The 20,428-nt window shown below is 73.9% G+C and carries 5 protein-coding genes; all 5 read right to left on the bottom strand.

Annotation, left to right across the window (positions count from 1 at the left end; translation table 11 throughout):
* A complete protein-coding gene (locus ABD810_RS20105) occupies window positions 1-9,558 on the bottom strand; it encodes a non-ribosomal peptide synthetase (protein ID WP_344942263.1) in 9,558 nt (3,185 codons plus the stop codon).
* Window positions 9,555-15,005: an amino acid adenylation domain-containing protein gene (locus ABD810_RS20100; RefSeq protein ID WP_344942261.1), complete on the bottom strand. Its 5,451-nt coding sequence runs from the start codon at window positions 15,003-15,005 to the stop codon at window positions 9,555-9,557. The genes ABD810_RS20105 and ABD810_RS20100 overlap by 4 nt, the downstream gene beginning before the upstream one ends.
* Window positions 15,002-16,015 carry a hypothetical protein gene (locus ABD810_RS20095; RefSeq protein WP_344942258.1) on the bottom strand — a complete coding sequence of 338 codons (1,014 nt, stop codon included), beginning with the start codon at window positions 16,013-16,015 and terminating at the stop codon, window positions 15,002-15,004. Before ABD810_RS20095 ends, ABD810_RS20100 begins: the two co-directional genes overlap by 4 nt.
* Window positions 16,012-19,053 carry a non-ribosomal peptide synthetase gene (locus ABD810_RS20090; protein WP_344942255.1) on the bottom strand — a complete coding sequence of 1,014 codons (3,042 nt, stop codon included), beginning with the start codon at window positions 19,051-19,053 and terminating at the stop codon, window positions 16,012-16,014. The genes ABD810_RS20095 and ABD810_RS20090 overlap by 4 nt, the downstream gene beginning before the upstream one ends.
* Window positions 19,054-19,143: 90 nt before the next feature.
* Window positions 19,144-20,428 (bottom strand): SDR family oxidoreductase (locus ABD810_RS20085; RefSeq protein ID WP_344942251.1); only part of this gene is annotated, 1,285 nt, incomplete at its 5' end.

Here is a 20,428-nt window from a genome sequence, read left to right as displayed (position 1 = left end):
TCACTCTCCGTTCCGCGGCCGGCCGGGACCGCGACGTCGCTCGCGGCGGTCGACCCGTGTGATCGGCGCGGCCGTCGAGCCGCGTGTCCGGTCCACGGCCTCGACCATCCCGGCGACGGTCGGGGCCAGGAAGACGTCACGCAGGGCGATCTCCACGCCGGTCCGCTCGGCGAGCCGGGCGGCGATCCGCGGTATCTGCAGCGAGTGGCCGCCGAGCTCGAACAGGTCGTCCTGGAGGCCGATGGCCGGCACTTCCAGCACCTCGCGCACCACGGCGGCCACCGCGCGTTCGAGGTCGGTCTCCGGCGGGTCGAGCACGGTGTCGGCCTGCGCCACCGGCTCCGGCAGCCTCTCCCGGTCGACCTTGCCGTTCGCCGCGCGGGGAAGCTCGTCGAGCAGCACGAACATCGAGGGCACCATGTAACCGGGCAGCGTCTCCGCGACGTGGGCACGCAGGCCGGTGATCGCGCCCTCACCGGCGCGCCCGGTCCCGACATAGGCGATCAGACGGGTGCCGCCCGCCCGCGTGGCACCGGGGACGACGACGGCTTCCAGCACATCCGGGTGCCGCACGAGGGCGGCCTCGATCTCACCGGGTTCGATGCGGAATCCCCGGATCTTGACCTGGGCGTCCGTCCGCCCGGCGAACTCCAGCACTCCCGCGGCCGTCCATCTGGCCAGGTCGCCGGTCCGGTACATCCGGGAGCCCGGGGGGCCGAACGGGTCGGGGACGAACACCGCCGCGGTGGCGCCCGGCCTGCCGGCGTAGCCGCGTGCCAGGCCGGGGCCGGAGATGAACAGCTCGCCCACCACCCCCGGCGGCACCATCCGCAGGGCGGGGTCGAGCACGAAGGTCCGGGTGTTGGAGTCGGGGCGGCCGATCGGCACCGAGTCGCCGTCCCACCCCGCGGTGGCCTCCCAGAGCGTGGAGTTCACCGTGGCCTCCGTCGGGCCGTAGGCGTTCAGCAGCCGCCTGCCCGGGGAGAACCGCGTCACCACCTCGGCGGGGACGGTCTCGGACCCGGTCAGCACGGTGACGTCGGGCGGCAGGTCACAGCCGGGGGGCAGGACGGCCAGCAGCGAGGGCGGCAGCGCCAGGTGCGTCACCCCGTGCTCGGCGATGTAGCCGGTGAGCGGGGCGCCGGACACGCGCCGGTCGGCGGGGACGACGACCAGCCGTGCGCCGGTGTGCAGCGCCATGCTGAGCTCCCAGAAGGCCACGTCGAAGCCGACGGAGGCGAACTGCAGGATCCGGCTGCCGGAGTTCACCTGGAAGCGCTCGACCGCCGTGGCCACCAGGCTCGGCACGCCCGCGTGGGTCACGATCACACCCTTCGGCTCCCCGGTGGACCCCGAGGTGTAGATCACGTACGCCGTGTTGCCGGTCGACAGCGGCCGTGCGCGGTCGGCGTCCGTCGGGGCGGTGCCGGGCCGGCCGGCGAGCGACGCGGCCACGGCGGGGTCGTCCAGCAGGATGACCGGCGCGTCCGGCGGCAGGGCCGGGGCCGTCTCGCGGGTGGCGAGCAGCAGCACCGGGCGGGCGTCGGCCAGCATGAACCGGATGCGGGCGGCGGGGTTGTCCGTGTCCAGCGGCAGGTAGCCGCTGCCGGACTTGAGCACGGCGATCAGTGCGACGAACAGTTCGGGTGAGCGCGGCAGTGCGAGGGCCACCAGCCGTTCCGGCCCGGCGCCGCGTTCGATGAGCAGGTGGGCCAGCCGGTTCGCCGCCGCGTCCAGCTCGGCGTAGGTCAGGGACCTGTCCTCGAAGACGATCGCGACACGGCCGGGGTCCCTGGCGACCTGCGCCTCGAAGGAGTCCGGCCAGCATTCGTCGGGCACCTCGCTGGCCGTGTCGTTCCAGTCCAGGGCCAGCCGGCGGCGCTCGTCCTCGCTGAGAACCGGGATGTCGCCGATGGGCCGGTCGGGGTCGGCCGCCGCGCCTCGCAGCAGCCGCTCCAGCCGGTCCACGATCGCCACCGCCGTCTCGCGGTCGAAGAGGTCGAGCGCGTAGACGAGGTTTCCCTCGATGCCGTCCGGGTGCTCGTTGAACGCGAACCCGAGGTCGAACTTGGCGGCGACCGGCCGTACCTCCTCCACGCGGACGGCCGGCTGCGGCAGGTCGAGTACGGGCGGCGGGGCGCTCTGGTAGGCGACCACGACCTGGAACAGTGGATGCGTGGACAGCGAGCGAGCCGGGTTGAGCGCCTCGACAAGCTGCTCGAAGGGCAGCTCCGCATGCTCCTGCGCCACGAGGTCGGTCTCGCGGACCCTCGCGAGCAGCCGGCGGAAGGTGGGGTCCCCCGAGGTGTCGGTGCGCAGCACCAGGGTGTTGAGGAACAGCCCGATCAGGTCGTCCAGCGCCTCGTGACCGCGGGCGTCGACGGGGGTCCCCAGGGGGATGTCGGTCCCCGCGCCGAGCCGCGTGAGCAGCGCGGCCACCGCCGCCTGCACCACCATGAAGGGGGTCACCCCGCTCTGGCGGGCCAGGTCGCGCAGCTCCTGGAGGGTCTCGGCGCCGAGCCGGAAGCCCACCGTGTCACCGCGGTGGGTCGCCACCGCCGGCCGCCGGTGGTCGGCGGGCAGCCGCAGCTCCGCGGGAAGGTCCCGCAGCGCTTCGCGCCAGTAGGCCAGTTGCCCGCCCAGCGGGCCTGCCGGATCGCCCGGGACGCCGAGCGCCCGCCGTTGCCAGATCGCGTAGTCGCGGTACTGCACGGGAAGCGGAGACCACCGGGGTGCCCGGCCCTGGCGGCGGGCGAGATAGGCGTGGGCGAGGTCGCGCAGGAACGGCCGCAGGGATGCCTCGTCACCGGCGATGTGGTGGATGACCAGGAGCAGCACGTGCTCATCGGGACCGGCGGCGAACAGCCAGGCGCGCAGCGGGATCTCCCGTGCCAGGTCGAAGCCGTGAAGTGAGGCCGCGTCGAGGCGTGCCCGCAGCCCCTCCTCCGTGGTGTCCACGATCTCCATCGGGACGGCCGCGGCGCCGGGATCGAGGACGACCTGATGGACGGCGCCCTCGACGTCGGGGAAGACGGTGCGCAGGCTCTCGTGCCTGGCAACCACGTCGTCCAGTGCCGCGGCGAGCGCCGTCCGGTCCAGCGGGCCGGAAAGGCGCAGCGCGAGGGGAATGTTGTAGGTCGCGCCGGATCCCTCCAGCCGGTGCAGGAACCACAGGCGCCGCTGGGCGAAGGACAGCGGGGCCGGTTCGTGCCCGCCGGCCGGGACCAGCGGCGGCCGGTCGTGCTCCTGGCCGGTGGCGGACGCCAGCTCGGCGGCGAGCGCGGCGGCGGTCGGGTGCTCGAACAGCTGCCGCAGCGACACCCTGCGCCTGAGGATCCTCGACAGCCGTCCGGCCGCGCGGGTCGCGAGCATGGAGTGCCCGCCGAGGCCGAAGAAGTCGTCGAGCACCGAGATCGTGTCGGTGCCCGCGCCCAGCACGTCGCCGAAGACCTGCAGGACCACCGCCTCCAGCGGGGTACGCGGCGCGACCCTGCCCGCGGAGGGCCGAAGGCCCGGGGGCGCGGGCAGGGCGTTGCGGTCGGTCTTGCCGTTGAGGGTGCGGGGGATCTGGTCCAGGACGACGAGGGCCGAGGGGATCATGTACTCCGGCAGCAGGTCGCGCAGGTGGTCGCGGAGCTCCGCGAGGGACGGCGGGGTCGGCCCCGTCACGATGTAGGCGACGAGCCTGTCGTCGCGGACCGTCACCACGGCTTCGGCGACCTCGGGGTGGCCGGCCAGCCGGGTCTCGACCTCGCCGAGCTCGATGCGGTGGCCTCGCACCTTGACCTGCCCGTCCGCCCGGCCGGCGAAGGACAGCGAGCCGTCGGAGCCGAACCTGGCCAGGTCGCCGGTGCGGTACAGCCGCTCGTCCGCGGCGAACGGCGAGGGCACGAAGCGTTCGGCGGTCAGCCCTGGCCGGCCCAGGTAGCCCCGCGCCACCCCGGCGCCGCCGATGTGCAGCTCGCCGACCGCGCCCGCGGGCACAGGGCGCATCCGGTCGTCCAGCACGTAAAGCCTGGTGTTGGCCACGGCGCGGCCCAGGGTGATCCGGCCGGGGTCGCCGACCTCGCCCGCCGCCGACCAGATCGTCGTCTCGGTCGGCCCGTACAGGTTCACCACCGTGTGCCCGGCCGCCAGCAGCCCGGCCGCCACCTCCGGCGGCAGCGCCTCCCCGCCCGACCACACCCGCAGCGGGCGCGCGGGGCGCCGGTCGGACTCCAGCAGCAGCCGCCAGGTCGCCGGGGTGGCCTGCGTCACCGTCGCGCCGCACGCGTCGACCAGTTCCGCGAGCAGCACGGGGTCGGCCGCCTGCGCCGCGCCGGCCACCACCAGCCGGGCCCCGGCGAGCAGCGGGCCGAACAGCTCCAGCACCGAGATGTCGAACGACAGCGTCGTCACCGCGACGAGCACGTCATCCGGCCCAAGCCCCGGCTCGGCCACCATCGACGCCAGCAGGTTCAGCACCGCCGCGTGCGGCACCATCACGCCCTTGGGGCGTCCCGTGGACCCGGAGGTGTACATCACGTACGCCAGGTCGGTCCCGGACACCGTGACCGCGGGCGCCGCCACACTGGCGGGCAGCTCTTCCAGGACCACGATGTCCAGCCCTGGCCCGGCGACGCGGTCCACCAGGCCGGCCGCGCCGATGACCACCCGCGCTCCCGAATCGGCGATCATGAAGCCCAGCCGCTTGGCGGGGAACTCCGGGTCCAGCGGCACGTACGCCGCCCCCGCCAGCCACACGCCGAGCAGCACCGGCACCACCAGCGGTGAGCGCGGCAGCATGACCCCCACCGCGTCGCCCCGCCGCACACCGCGCGCGGCCAGCGACCCGGCGATCGAGCGCGCCATCTCCGCCACCTGATCGCGCGACAGCTCCTCCGTCAGGCGCTCGCCGTCCGCCACCGCGAAGTCCCGGCCGTCCAGCAGCACGTCGGCCACCGAACCGCCGGGCACCACGGCCTCGGCGCCGGTGCCCGCCTCGCCCACCGCGGCCAGCCCCGCCGCCGGCACCACGTCCACGCCCGACACCGGGTCCCCGGGGCCGGCGTCGGCGAGCCACTCCAGCACCGTGCCCAGCCGGGCGACCAGCCGGGTCACGCCGTCCTGCTCGAACACGTCGCGGTTGAACTCGACGTGGCCGGTGATTCTCCCCGGCTCGTCACGCAGCCACAGGCTGAGATCGTGCTGGGCGGTGCCGTTGTCCATCGGATACGGCGCCGCCTCGACGCCGTCCAGGTCGAGGGCCGGTGCGGGCCCGCTCTGCAGGGCGAGCATCACCTGGAAGACCGGGGTCCGTGACAGGTCCCGCTCCGGGCGCAGGTGCGCCACGAGCCGCTCGAACGGCACCTGCTGGTGCGCGTACGCCTCGACGCACACCCGTCGCACCCGTGCGAGCAGTTCCTTCACGGAGGGATCCCCCGACACGTCGACCCGCAACGGCAGCACGTCGATGAAGCAGCCGATCAGGTTCTCGACCTCCGGGCGCGGGCGGCCCGCGACCGGCGTGCCGACGACGACCTCCTCCTGGCCGGCGCAGTGGCGCAGCACGACCGCCAGCGCCGTGAGCAGCACCATGAACGGGGTGAGGTCGTGCTCGGCGGCGATCCGCCGCACGGCCTCGCCGGGGCCGGTGCCGAGTCCGATCGGAAGGGTCCGGCCACGGTGGCGGAAGACCGGCGGGCGAGGGTGGTCGCCCGGCAGGTGCAGTACGGGCGGCGCGCCCGCCAGCGCCCGCGTCCAGTGCTCCAGCTCCGCCCGCAGCACCTCGCCCGACAGCCGGTCCCGCTGCCAGGCCGAGAAGTCCCCGTACTGAACGGGCAGTTCGGGCAGCGCGGGCGTCCGCCCGTCGCGCAGCGCCGCGTACGCGGCCGACAGCTCCGCCGCCAGCACGCCCACCGACCACCCGTCGCAGGCGATGTGGTGCACCACCACCAGCAGCACGTGCTCGGCCGCCGCGGAACGCACCAGGACGGCCCTGATCGGCAGGTCGCCGGTGAGATCGAACGGGGCGAGCGCCGCCTGCCGGAGCACCCGGTCCGCGTCGACGCCCCTGTGCTCCGCGTCCACGACGGCGACCACGAGCCCGTGATCGGCCCGGATCCTCGGCCGGGGAACGTCACCGTCGGCCTCGAAGGTCGTCCGGAGCGTCTCGTGCCGGTCGACCACCAGGTTCAGCGCACCGTGGAGGGCCTCGACGTCCAGGTCGCCGCGCAGGCGCACGGCGAGCGGCATGTTGAACTGCGAGCCGGCCGGGTCGTACTGGTGCATGAACCACAGCCGCTGCTGGGCGAACGACAGCGGCATCCGGTCGCGGTCCCGTACCGGCACCACCGGCGGGATCGCCTCGCCCTCGCCGACGTCGGACAGGGCCTCGGCCGACGCGGCGAGCGTCGGATGGTCGAACACCACCTGCACCGGCACCGGCCTGGACAGCTCGTCGGCGAGCCGGGCGACGACGCGGGTGGCGAGCAGCGAGTGCCCGCCGAGCCGGAAGAAGTCGTCGGAGCGTGAGATCCCCCGGACGTCGCGGCCCAGTGCGTCCGCCCAGGCCCGTGCGACCAGCCGTTCCAGATCGGTGGCCGGAGGCTCGGGCTCTGTTGATTCCCGCGCGGGCGCCGGTCGCGGCAGCGCGTCCACGTCCGGCCGGCCGTCGCCGTCCAGCGGGATCCGCTCCACCGTGAGGAACGCGTCCGGTACGGCGGCGGCGGGCAGGTGCGCGCTCGCCAGTTCCCTCAGCTCGTGGTGGCGTGGCTCGCCACCGCCCGGGACGACGTAGGCGACCAGCCGGGACTCGCCCCGCTCGTCGTCGCGTACCGCGAGCAGGACGTCGGCGACCCGTGGGTGGGTGGCCAGCCGGGCCTCGACCTCGCTGGCCGCGACGTGCCGTCCGCCGATCTCCAGGCGCCTGTCCTGCGCGGCGGTCACCACGAGCGTTCCGTCCGCCCGTGACCTGCCCCGGTCGCCGGTCCGGAAGAGCCGCCGCCCGGTGCCGAACGGCGAGGGCACGAAGCGCTCGGCCGTCAGGGCCGGGCGGTTCAGGTAGCCGGTGGCGATCGCCGGGCCGCCCAGGTAGATCTCGCCGACGGCCTCCACCGGCACGGGGCGCAGCGCGGCGTCGAGCACGTGGACCTCGACCCCGGCCACGGGAAGCCCGCACGAGGCCTCGGGCACGCCCGATCGCGCGGACCCGCCGGCCCTTCCCGCCACCGCCACCGCCGGGCCTTCTGGCGGCCCGTAGACGCCGGCCAGCGTCGTACGCCCGAGGCTCCGCCCGGCCGCGCGGACGTGCCGCGCCGACAGGGCCTCCCCGCCGATCAGCAGTTCGGTGAGCGGTTCGAGCGCCTCGGGGTCGTCGTGGACGATCTCGCGGAACAGCCGGGTCGTCAGCAGCGCGGTGGTGACTCCGTGCTCGCGGACGGCGGCGCCGACCGCCTCCGGGGTGAGGGCGCCGGGAGGGAGGATCACTCCGCTGGAGCCGGTGAGCAGGGTCGTCCACAGCTCCCACAGCGCGACGGATGACGACACCGCCCCGGTGAGCAGGCACACCCGGCCCGGCGACGCGCCGCCGGCGGGCAGGGCGTCGATGGCCGCCCGGGCACCGGCGGCCGGGCGGGCGACCGCCTCGTGGGTGAGCAGAAGGCACGCGGATCCCGGGACCGGGCCGCCGGGCTGGATGACGGCGGCGGGGGCGCCGGGCCATCCCGGGGGCGGCTCGTAGGCGTCCTGTGTCCGCGGCCCGAGCCGGTCCAGGCTGATCGTCCTGACACCGGCGGGGCCCAGCGCGAGGAGGATCTCGCTCGTCGTCACGAGCAGGCAGGGATCGCTCTCCGCGATGAGGTTCCAGTGGCGTTCCACCGGGTCGGCCGGGTCCAGCGCGAGGTAGTGCCCGCCCGCGCGGACGACCGCGAGGCACGCGACCGCCTGGTCGACACCGCGTTCCAGGCACACCGCCACCGGCCGCCGGGCCAACGTCGCGCCCGCGCATTCCGACCGAAGGACCGCCGCCAGCCGGTCGGCCTCGGCCATCAGCTCGCCGTAGGTGAGGCGCCGCTCCTGGTCGGCCAGGGCGAGCCTGCCCGGATCGGTGGCGGCCACCCCGGCCACCGCCTCGCCGAGTCCGGCCCCGGCCAGGACGTCCGGCAGGTCCGGTCCGTGACCGAGCCGGGCCTGTGGCGCGGCGGCGGGCAGGGCGATCTCGGCGAGCGGGGTCCAGGGAGCGGAGATCGCGGCGCCCAGCAGGGTGACCAGCGACGACGACAGGCTCTGGGCCAGTCCCGCGTCGAAGCGCCCGGTGTCGTACTCGCAGGTGAGGAAGGGCTCCCCTGCGCTGTAACCGATGCCGAGGGTGAGCGGGAACTTCGCCGAGCGCGGCTGGAGCGGGATCGGCTCGACGTCCAGCCCCCCGAGGCGCCCGCCGGGCAGCAGTTCGGGGTCGACCGTCAGCATGATGTCGAAGAGCGGCGCGCGGTCACCCTGCCTGGCCTCGGTGACCCGCTCCCTGATGAGGTCGAACGGCACCTCGCCGTGGGCCATCGCGTCGCGCAGCGCGCGGGCGGTGATCGTGGCCAGCTCCGCGAACGCGGGGTCGCCGTCCCAGGTGATCCTCAGCGGCAGGGTGTTGACCAGGAAACCCACGGTCCGCTGGGTGTCGGGGGTGTCGCGGCGGGCGAACGGGACGCCGACCACGACATCGGTCCGGCCGGTCATCCGGTGGCACAGGGCCGCGAGCGCGGAGAGGTAGACGGCGTGGTCGGTGGTCCGCCGCTCGCGCGCGAACTCCCGCACCCTTTCGGCCAGCTCCCGGTGAAGGGGCAGCCGCACCGTCCCGCAGGCGCGGTCCGCAGGCTCGTCGACGCGTTCGGGCAGCCCGGACGGGCCGGCGCCGGCGAGCGTCTCGACCCAGAACCGCACCGCGCCGCCGTTCCGCGCCAACGCGCCGTTCCGCGCCGACGAGATCTCCCGTAACGCGAGATCGACCGGCTGCGCCTGCTCGACCGGGTACGGCGGCAGGCGGTGATCGCTGATGTCGGCGGCCAGTTCCTCCAGCAGCACGCCCACGGACCATCCGTCCGCGACGATGTGATGCGCCACGAGCAGCAGCAGGTGGTCGTCCTCGCCGAGCCGCCACAAGACCGAGCGCAGCAGGGGCCCTTCCTTCAGGTCGAAGGGGGCGTGTGCCTCCTTCGCCGCCTCCACGAGCACCTCGCCGAGATCCCGGCCGGTGGCGTCCACCGTGGCCAGGTGGTGGGCCGAACGCCTGGCGACACGCTGCAGCGGCCGGCCGCCCACGCCGACGAACGTGGTGCGCAGCGCCTCGTGCCGGTCGACGGCCCCCTGCAGCGCGCCGGCCAGCCGCTCCTGCGCCAGCGGTCCGCGCAGGCGCAGCAGCGCCGGCATGTGGTAGGCGCTCTCACCCGGGGTGAGCTGGTCGAGGAACCACAGGGCGCTCTGCGCGGCGGTCGCGGGGAACAGCCCGTCGCGCTCCCCCGGCGCGGCCGTCATCCGGGCGAGCAGCGCGCGCTGAGCGTCGGTCAGTGTGGTCGGCGAAACGGTCACAGCCTGTCTCCCCCAGCCTCCAGGTCGAGGTATTCGAAAGCCTCCGCCGGGAGGGCGGCGACGTGCTCCAGCAGTTCCCGGTCGAGGTCGGCGGCGACCGGGCCCACCGGCCGCGCGGGCAGCTCGGCCAGCGTCGCGGCGAGCATCGCGACCGTCGGATGCCGCATCACCTGTCCCGGCTCCACCGCCAGGTCCAGCCGCCGCGCCAGCTCGGCGGAGACCCGCACGGCGAGCAGGGACTGTCCGCCCAGCTCGAAGAAGTCGTCCGTACGGCCCACCACCGGCTGCTCCAGCAGGCGGGACCAGACCTCGGCGACCACCGTCTCGACCTCACCGATGGGAGCGACGTGCTCCCTGGCGGCGGGGCGGGGGCGTGGCAGCCGCTCTCTGTCGATCTTGCCGTTGACCGTGGTCGGCCAGTCGCCGACGAGCACGATCTGGCCGGGGACCATCGGTCCGGGAAGCCGGGCCCTCAGATGCCGCGCGATGTCCCTGGCGAGGCTCGGCTCGTCGACCAGCTCCGGTGCGACCCGGGCGTAGCCGATCAGCCGTGTACCGGACGGGGCGCCCTCGGCGAGCACGACGGCGGCCGTCACCGCGGCGTGCCCGGTCATGACGGTCTCGATCTCCCGCGGCTCGACCCGCATGCCGCGCACCTTCACCTGGTGGTCGGCCCGGCCGACGAAGACCAGCTCTCCGGTGCGCCGGTAGCGCGCCAGGTCCCCGGTCCGGTAGAGGCGCCGGCCCGGCGCGAAGGGCGAGGGAACGAACCGCTCCGCGGTCAGGCCCGGACGGCCGTGGTAGCCGCGGGCCAGGCCGTGCCCGCCGATGTGGATCTCGCCGACGGCGCCGATCGGCACCGGGTTCATCCGCTCGTCCAGCAGGTAGACCGAGCAGTTCCGCAGCGGCCTGCCCAGCGGCGTGACGCCCTGCTCGGTGCCGGCGGGATCCACCTCGTGGAACGTCGCGCACACGGCGGACTCGGTCGGCCCGTAGCCGTTGACGATGGCAAGGCCCGGCACCAGCTCGATGATCCGCCGCAGCAGCGGCTCGGGGATCGGCTCCACCCCGACCAGCACCCACCGCAACCGGATACGGCCCGGGTCGCGCGCCAGCCATTCGGCGATGTCGGGCAGCAGGTGCGGGGGCAGGTACGCGCCAGTGATCCGGCGGTCGGCGGCCCACTCCATGAGCGCGCGGGCGTCGTCGCGGGCGTGCGGCGGGCACACCTCCACCGCCGCCCCGGCGGTGAGCGCGGAGAACACCTCGTGCACCGACACGTCGAAACCCGGGCTGGTCCACCAGCCGCAGCGGTCACCGGGTCCGATGGGGACCCGGGACCGCAGGTCCGCCGCCAGGTTCAGCGGCCCCCGATGCCCGCACGCCACGCCCTTGGGCGCTCCGGTGGAGCCGGAGGTGTAGATGACGTACGCGAGCCCGTCCGGATGCGCCGCCGACGACGCCGGCACGGCCTCCCTACGGCCCTCCGGATCGGCCGGTCCGCCCCGGCCCGGCAGACCGTCCATCCCTGCCGGTTCCGTCGGGGGAACCGGGTGGGCAGGGTTCACGGTGATGTCCTCGACCAGTACCGGGTGCCCGCGCAGGATCGGGCGGGTCGCGGCCAGGCCGGCGGTGGTGACCACCACGGCCGGCCGGGCGTCCTGGAGGATCGCCGCCAGCCTGGCGTCGGGGTGGTCGACGTCCAGCGGCAGGTACGGAGATCCGGCTCGCATGGCCGCGACCATGGCGACCACGAGATCCGCCGAGCGCGGCATCAGCAGGGCCACCGGCCGCTCGCCGCCCGCGCCATGGGCCCGCAGCACGGATGCCAGCCCGGCACTGCGGCGATCGAGCTCGCCGAAGGTCAACCGGCCGTGCTCGTCCCGGACGGCGACGTCGTCGGGCCTGGCCGCGCACATCGACAGCACGGCCTCGTGGATCCCGGCGGCGGGTGCCTCCGGTCCCGCCGACCCGGGGTCCTCGTCCTGTGTGGTACCCGGGTTCCAGCGCTCCAGCAGCAGGGCGCGCTCGTCGGCCGAGAGGATCTCCACCTCGCCCGGCCGCAGCCACGGGGCCGCGGTGACCTCGCCGAGCAGGCGCATCGCGTGGCTCGCGAACGCCTCGACGTCGGCGCCCGCGAGCGCTCCGGTGTCATAGGCCAGCGACCAGCCGAGCCCCGCGTCCGTCGCCACCATCTCGACCGACAGCTCGAACGGCACGGTGTGCTGCGTGATGAACCGGGTCCGTACCTCGAGCCCGCCCAGCCGCAGGCCCTCCGCCGGCGCGGCGGCGAGCAGGGACACTGCGTGGCCGCTCGGCGCCTGCTGCTGGGCGACCAGGACGCGGATCAGCTCGCCCCCGTGGTCCGCCGGGGCACGGTCGTTGAGTATCCGCTGGTAGGGGTAGTCCTGATGGGCCTGCGCGTCGGCCACCCGTCCGGCGAACCTGCGCAGGTGGGCGCGGAAGTCCTCGGCCGGGTCGATCTCGCAGACCAGCGGCAGCGGGTTGACGAAGTAGCCGACCGCCGAGGCGGACTCGGGGTCCAGGCGTCCGGAGGCGGGCATGCCGAGCACGAAGCGCCGCTCGCCGGTGTAGCGGTACAGCGCCCACGCGAGCCCCGTCACCAGCACCGTGTACGGCGTGGCGCCCGTCTCGCGCACCAGGGCACGCAGACGTTCGACGACGGCCTCGGGGGCGCGCAGGTCGTACCTGCCGGCGGACGCGCGGGCCTCCTCAGTCGTGCGCACGCCGTGCCCGCCCGCGGCCAGGGGGTGCGGCCTGGCCTGCGGAAGCGCTGCGGGAGGCGGGGGCCGGCGCAGGTGCCCACGCCAGAACTCGGCCAGTTCCCGGCCCCGGTCGCCGGACAGCAGCCGGGCCCGGCGGGCGGCGAGCACGGCGGGGTCGCCCGCGGGCTTCCAGTCCGGCCGCCCCCCACGGGATAGCAGGACGTAACCTTCGCCGAGCTCCCTGGCGAGCAGGTCCAGCGACCACACGTCGCAGGCCATGTGGTGGACGGCCAGCACCAGGACGCCATGGCTCCCCATGGCCCCACGGGAGCGCCGGACGAGGCTCACCCGCCACAGCGGCCCGGCCGCCGGGTCGATGCCCTCGCTCGCGTGGTCCCGCACCGCTCGCTCGAACTCCGCGTCGTCCACGTCGCCCAGGTCGGTGACACGCAGCGTGAGCGGTTCCAGGCACGGACGGCGCCGGGGCCGCCCGGCCACTTCGGGAAAGTAGGTACGCAACGCGGGGTGCCGGTCGGCGAGCACCCGGACGGTCAGGTGGAGCACCGCGGGATCGACGGGGGCGGCCAGATCCAGGGCGACGGACACGACGTAGTGCAGGGGATCCCCGGACAGCCGGCCGGCCAGCCACAGTCCCAGCTCGCCGTCGCTCAGGTCGTCCTCCGCGCCACCGGACGTCTCCACGGCCCCGTTCACACCCCTGGCGCCGTTCACCCCGGCGCCGTTCACACCCGCGCCCGGCGTGGCCGCCGGTTCGGGCCCGTTCGGCGTGGCCGGGGCACCGGGCGGGGTGCCCGGATCCGGGGTGGCCGTGCGGGCCAGGTCCCGCGCGCTCGCGCCGGCGAGCAGGTCACGTAGCGACAGGTCCATCGCCAGCTCGCGCCGTACGACGTGGCACAGTTCGACGGCGCGCAGCGAGTCGAGGCCCGCCGAGGTGAGCGGGGCCTCCGTCCCGATCGCGGAGGCCGGCGCCTCCAGCACGACGCGGGCCAGCTCGGCGATGCGTTCGGCCAGCCGGGGCGCCACGTCGTCCCCGCCCGGCCCATGGGCGCCGGTGAGCTCGTCGGCCACCAGGTGGAGCTCGCCCGCCACGTAGCGCCGGCGGCACTCGCTCCGGCGGATCTTGCCGCTGGACGTCTTGGGGATGGTCCCCCGCCGGGCGAACAGTATCCGCTCGGCGCGTACCCCCAGCGCGGCGGCGAGCGCGCGCTGCATCTCCGCGGTCACCTCGGCGCGTACCGAGGGGCCGAGGTCCGACAGCTCGACCAGGACGGCCAGCGCCGTCTCCTCCCCCAGGTCCACCTCGAAGGCGGCGACCCCGCCGGGGCGGATCGCCCCGTGGCATCCGTAGAGGGCGTCTTCGACATCCTCGGCCGCCAGGTTGCGGCCACGGACGATGACCAGGTCCTTGAGACGGCCGGTCACGTACAGCTCGCCGTCGCTGAGGAAGCCCAGATCGCCGGTGCGCAGGAGTCGCACGCCGTCCTCGCCGACCGAGAAGGTGTCCTCGGTGCCCGCGGGAGCGTTCCAGTAGCCTTGGGCGACGCTCGGCCCGCGTACGCAGATCTCGCCGATCTCGCCGTCCGGCACCGGCGTGGTCTCGCCCGGCCGGAGCGTCTCGATCACGTGCCCGGGGATCGCCCTGCCGCAGGAGATCACGCCGCGGTCCCGCGCGGAGTGCGATTCGACCGGCAGCTCGCGCAGGCCGGCGCCCTTGGTCCCGCCTGAGGCGATGAGCGTGCTCTCCGCCAGGCCGTAACAGGGATACAGCGCCTCGCGCGCGAACCCGTACGGCCCGAACGCGGCCACGAACCGGTCCATGGTCTCCCGGCGGACCGGCTCCGCGCCGCAGAAGGCCACGGACCAGCTCGACAGGTCCAGGCCTTCGCGCCGCTCGGGAGTGATCTTGCGGACGCACAGGTCGAAGGCGAAGTTGGGACCGCCGCTCGTGGTGGCGCGGTGCTCGCTCACCGCGGCGAGCCACTTCCCGGGGTCGGCGAGGAAGGTCAGCGGCGACATCAGCACGACGGGGAATCCGGCGTAGACGGGCTGCAGGATCCCGCCGATCAGGCCCATGTCGTGGTACGGCGGCAGCCAGATGACCCCCACGCTGTCCTGGCTGTGGCCGAACAGGGCTCGGATCGCGGCGGAGTTGTCGAGCAGGTTGGCGTGCGTGACGATCGTGCCCTTGGGAGCGCTGGTCGACCCCGAGGTGTACTGCAGGAACGCCACGTCGTCCGCGCGGACCGGCGGAGGGCCGTCGTCTCCCGGCTCCTGGCCGTCCGCGTCGACGGGCAGCCACACCATCGGTTCCGTGACGCCGTGAGCGGCCAGGCTCTCCCGTGTGAGGTCGGTCAGGCCGGCGAGGGTGAGCACCACCCGGGGCCGGGCGTCGGCGAGCACGGACACCAGCCGCGGCACCTGCCGGTCGTCCATGGGCGGGTAGGTGGGGACCGCGATCACTCCGGCGTACAGGCAGCCGAAGAACGCGGTGACGTAGTCGAGACCGGGCGGCAGCAGCAGCACGGCGCGGTCTCCCGGGGCGGCCGCCCGCCGCAGCCGCGCGGCCAGCGCCGCCGCGCGGCGGTGCAGCCCGCCGTAGGTCAGGCCGGCGCCCTCGCCGTCGAAGCTGATCGCGACGCGGCCGGGGCTCTCCTGGGCCCTCTCCCATAGGACATGCGCGAACGAAGGCCCGTGGTTCATGACCGCCCCACGATCTTGGTTCTCGCCAGCTTGAGCGCGTGGATGACGTCGACCGCGGGCAGCGCGCTCGCGTCGCTGGTGCGCAGGCTGCTTCCGGTGTCGCCGCCGAACCTGCGGCACACGTACTTGTGCGACTCGTAGACCGTGCCCAGCGCCCGGACGAACGCCCGGTGGTCGGGGGCCAGCTCCGCCGGCAGCGCGCGCAGCACCGGCCGCAGCCGGGCGAAGAGCTTCACCATGTAGAGGTGATCGGGAGAGAGCAGCCCGCTGAATCCGGGGCTGACGAAGGGTGGTTCCATGGACGGCCGAACTCCGTTCTCATACTGGCCGGCGCTGAACTCGGAGGTGAACACGAACGCCGCGGCGGAGCCGTTGAACAGCCGCGTGACCAGCCGCAGGTTCCGGCGGGCCGCGGCGAGGTCCTCCTCGGCGAGCGCGGACCGGAAGGACTGGAGCGCGACGATCACGCACTGGGTCAGCACGAAGAAGACCTGGTGGCCGACCCGCCACCGGCGGTGCGGGTCCATGTGCCAGCGCAGCAGCGGGGGCTCCGACACCGCGACCCGGCCGGCGGTCCGGTCCTCGCCAACGGCCAGGCAGATCATCTCCTGCAGCGTCGCGCACAACGACGACCAGTCGGCCCAGCTCATCCGGGTTCCGGCGGCCATCCCCTCCTCGAGCAGCGAGCGGTAGGCGACCAGCAGCCCCCGGGAGAACACCCCGTCGGCCGGCCGGTCCACCCTCACCACGTCGAAGAAGGCGTCGAACTCGCGAAGCCGCTCGTCGTAGGTATAGGCGATCTCCGGCCTGCCCGCGGGGCCGGTGTACGGGGCGGGTTCGTCCCCGTGGGGCGCCGCAGGCAGGACCCGCAGCCGCTCCAGCAGGTCGGTCGAGGACAGGCCGGCGGCCAGTCGCCTGGCGAGCAGCAACGGCGCCGGCGCGTCCTGCGTCACCCGTAGCTCCTGCTCGGTGTACGGCAGCCGGCTGGGCTGGAGCAGGACCAGGCTCATCGCATGCTCCGCGCGCCGGCGAGGCGGGCCCGCTGCTCGGCCGGGTCGGGAAGGAAGCCGACGTCGACCATGTAGGAGAAGCACTTGTGCGCGAGCTCCGTTGTCATCAGCGGGGCCTCGATCCCGGTGCCCGCGATCATCGTGAGGGTGTTGCGGCACTCCTCGAACAGGTTCGTCTGGGCGAGGACCTCCGCGGTGAAGGCGGGCAGCACCGAGCGCACGCGCGGCTCGAACAGCAGCGGCAGCAGCGGGAAGAGCGGGTTGTCCGGGCCGAGCGTGACCAGGTGCTGGATGGCGGTCTCCAGCGGGACGGTCTCGAACACGTACCCGAACGAGCGGACCCAGCCGTACACCTCGGTGAGCGGCACCGGGTGCTGGTTCCACAGGTGGAAGTTGCGGCCGATCGCCTTCTCCTGCAGCGAGATGTGCGCGATCGCGCTCGCGGCGTAGTCGATGGGGATGGCGTCGAAGAGGTAGTCGATGTCCGGGACCACGCCGAACTCCAGCAGGCCCTTGATCTGCAGCAACAGGTAGTCACTGGTCTGGGTGGCCCCCGTCTCGGTGTGGCTGATCATCATCCCCGGGCGGTAGATCGCGGTGGGGATCCCCCGCTCGCGCCCGATGCGCGTCAGGTGGTCGCCCGCCCACTTGCTGCGGGCGTAGGCCTCGGGCGCCTCCACGGGCACCAGCTCCTCGTCCTCCATGTACGGCCGCTGGAGCCCGGTGTGCAGGAAGGCGTCGATGCTGGAGATGTAGTGCACCGCCTTGAGCCGCTCGGTCACGGCGAGGCGCAGGATCTCGGCGACGGAGTCCACGTTGGCCGCTTTGATCGCGCTGTAGGGGTACACGAAGTTGACCAGCGCGCCGCAGTGGTAGATGGCGTCGATCATCCCGCCGAGCCGGGCGAACCCGGTGCCGTCGAGGCCGAGCAGCGGCTCGGCGAGGTCGCCGGGGAGCGCCTCGATCCGGGTGTCGTACGCGTCCTCCCAGATGAGGTAGGTCCGCATGACCTCACGCACCCGGTCCTTGCCTTCGGCTGCCGATCCGGCGCGCACCAGGCACCAGACCGTCGCGTCGGTGCGATCGAGGAGCTCCTTGAGCAGGAAGGCGCCGAGGTACCCCGTGGCGCCGGTGAGCAGGATGTGCTCCGGCTCGCTCCAATCGGCCTCGGCCATGCCCTCGGCGGGGCGGATCGACTCGTCGAGGACCGTCTGCGCCAGCACTTCCTCGAGGTCGCCGGTCTCGGCCCCCTCGGCCTGGCTGCGCCTGGCGGCCTCCAGCATCCGCGTTGCCCCGGCGACATTGGGCACCTCGAACAACTGGTGCATCGGCACGCTGACGCCGAAGCGGCTCCACAGGCCGAGCGCCAGCCGGGCCAGGTGCAGCGAGGTCGCCCCGAGGTCGAAGAAGCTGTCGGTCGCCCCGAAGCCCTCGACGTCGAGGATCTCGGTGACCAGCTGCGCGACGTCGGTCTCCAGCGCGGTCAGCTCGCGTCCGGCCGTCGCCGCCCCGTTCAGCCGCGGGTCGGCGAGCTCGGCCCGGTCGACCTTGCCCGCGACGTTGCGCGGCAGCCGGTCGAGGAGCACGATCCTGCTCGGCACCATGTGCGCGGGCAGCAGGCCCGCCATGTGCTCCTTCAGCTCTTCGGGGTCGGCCCGCCGCCCGTCGGCGCAGGAGGCCCACGCCACCAGGATCGGGCTGGCGCCGAGGGGGCGCACGTCGGCGACCGCCTCCGCGACGGCGGGGTGGGCGGCGAGCGCGTGCTCGACCTCGGCCAGCTCCACCCGGTAACCCCGCACCTTGACCTGGTGGTCCACCCGGCCCCGGAACTCCAGTTGCCCGTCGGGCAGCCGCCGCGCCCGGTCACCCGTCCGGTACATGCGCCCGCCCGGCTCGGCGGCCCACGGGTCGGGCAGGAACCACTCACCGGTGAGGCCGGGCCTGCGGTGGTAACCGCGGGCGACGCCCGTCCCGCCGACGAACAGCTCACCGACCTCGCCGTCGGGGACGGGGTTGAGGTCGCCGTCCAGGAGGTAGGTCCCCGCGCCGGGGATCGGGAAGCCGATGGGCACCACGGCGTCCGGGCCGCCGGGGGTCAGGGTGGCGGTCGTCGTCCACACGGTCGCCTCGGTGGGCCCGTAGTTGTTGATGAGCCGGCATCCGGGAAGCAACGCGTGGTGCCGCTCGATGAGCGCCTGGGGGCACGCCTCGCCACCGACCATCACGCAGTGGAGGCTGGTCAGCGGCCCCGCGTCGTCGGCGTGGATCAGCGAGTACAGGGAGGGCGTGCAGTCAAGGTGGGTCACGCGATGCCTGGCGATGAGGTCGCGCAGCGCCCGGGGATCCCGGTGCTCCTCCGCGGAGGGCACCACGACCTGGCCGCCGGTGGCAAGGGTCCAGTACAGGCCCACCGCGCTGGCGTCGAAGGAGAACGACACGAGCAGCAGGAAGCAGGCCGGTCCCGGCCGGTCGAAGTCCCGCTGCGCGAGGGTCGTGCGGACGATCTGCCGGTGCGCCACCGTCACGCCCTTGGGCTCGCCGGTGGAGCCGGAGGTGTAGATCACGTAGGCCGCGTTGCCGGGGAGGACGGGCGACGAGGGCGGGTCTGCCGGCTCCTCCTGGAGATGCTCCAGATCCGAGAGCACGGTGGTCCACTCGCCCTCGGGCGCGGCGCCGCTCAGCGCCTCCGGGGTGATGAGCACGGAGGCCCCGGAGTCGGCCATCAGGTAGTGGAACCGGCGCGGCGGGTTGGCCGGGTCGATCGGCACGTAGACGCCGCCCGCCTTCAGCACGGCGTACATGGCCACCACCGTCTCCGCGCGGCGCTCCGCGATGACCGCGACGGCGGTCTCGGGGCCGACGCCGAGGCGCCGCAGGCGGTGGGCGAGCCTGTTGGCCCAGGCGTCGAGTTCGGCGTAGGTGAGGTCGGTGTCCAGGTGCGTCACCGCGCACGACTCGGGGGTCCTGCGCACCTGCTCCTCGATGAGCCGGTGGAGCAGGCCGACGGTTGCGGAGCCTCGAGTTCCTGTCTCGCTCATCGCTGGGTCACTCCAGTTGCCATAGATACGCCGGACGTGGACGCGCCCTGGACCGGAAACGGTGCGGGCGTAGCGTCTAGAACAGATGATTCAGACGGGCTGCACATTTGGCGCATACGGCTGCTTCGCCGCAGCGCTGACCTCGGCCGGTGGCGCGAGGAAGCCGATGGCGACCAGGTTCGCCAGGATCTTGCGGCCCAGCTCGCGGTCCATCGGCGGGCATTCGATGCCCGTGCCGGCGAGGGCGGCGTCGGTGCCGGCCGTGCTGATCCGCGGGGCGGGCTCGTCGGGAAAGGCGCCGCTGAGCAGGGGGATGATGGGGAACAGCGCGTTGCCGGGATCCACGGCGCGCAGCCTCTCGCACCAGTCCTCGTAAGGGATCACGTCGAACGGGTAGCCGTAGTCCACGACCCACTGCCAGATGTCGCGCAGGTCCACGCTCCGCGGATTGGCGAAGTGGAAGGTGCGGCCGAAGGACGCCTCCTGGCGCGACAGGTGCACGACGGCCCGGCTGACGAAGTCCACCGGCATGAAGTTCAGCGCCATGTCGTTCGCCGGCCCGGCACCGAGCTGGATGCATCCCTTGACCAGCACGCACGAGTAGTCGGTCGTGTGCGTGACGCCCGTACGGCTGTGCCCGAGGATGATCCACGGCCGGTAGAGCACGACGGGCAGGCCCCGGTCGCGAAGGGTCGTCACCATCTCCTCGGCGACCCACTTGCTCTGGCTGTATCCGTCGCCGATGCCGGTGGGGTCGCCCATCTCCTCCTCGGCGATCAACCGGTCCCCGCCGTGGGCGAAGATGTCGATGGTCGACATATGGTGCACCGCCTTCGCCCTCCCCCGGCAGGCGAGCCTGAGCACCTCCTTGGTGCCGAGGACGTTCGCCGCCCTCAGCGCCGAGTAGGGGTAGACGAAGTTGACCTTCGCCCCGCAGTGGTAGATGACGTCGATGGTCGCGGCCAGTTCGTCGAACCGCTCGGGGGTGAGCCCCAGCAGCGGTTCCTCCAGGGTTCCCCATTCGACGACGATGCGAGACCGGTAGGACTCGTCCCACGCCTGGTAGCCGCGCAGCGTGCGTTCCACCCGCGCCCGCGCCTCCTCGGCGGTCGCCGCCCTCACCAGGCAGTGCAGGGTGGCCTCGCCGGTTCGCAGGAGCTCTTCGAGGATGAACGCGCCGAGGAATCCGGTGACGCCGGTGAGCAGGATCCGCTTGGGGGCGAGGATGTCCGCGACGGGGAGCCCTCGCGGCGTCAGCTCCTCCTCCACGCGGATGTCGGCGACCAGACGGCTCATACCGCCGCCCGTTCCACCTGTACCGGCGGGGTCGGAGCCGCCGCCCGTTCCACCTGTACCGGCGGGGTCGGAGCCGCCG

The sequence above is a fragment of the Sphaerisporangium flaviroseum genome, from assembly GCF_039537005.1.
Lineage (GTDB): Bacteria > Actinomycetota > Actinomycetes > Streptosporangiales > Streptosporangiaceae > Sphaerisporangium > Sphaerisporangium flaviroseum.
This window is presented reverse-complemented; position numbering and strand designations above follow the sequence as displayed.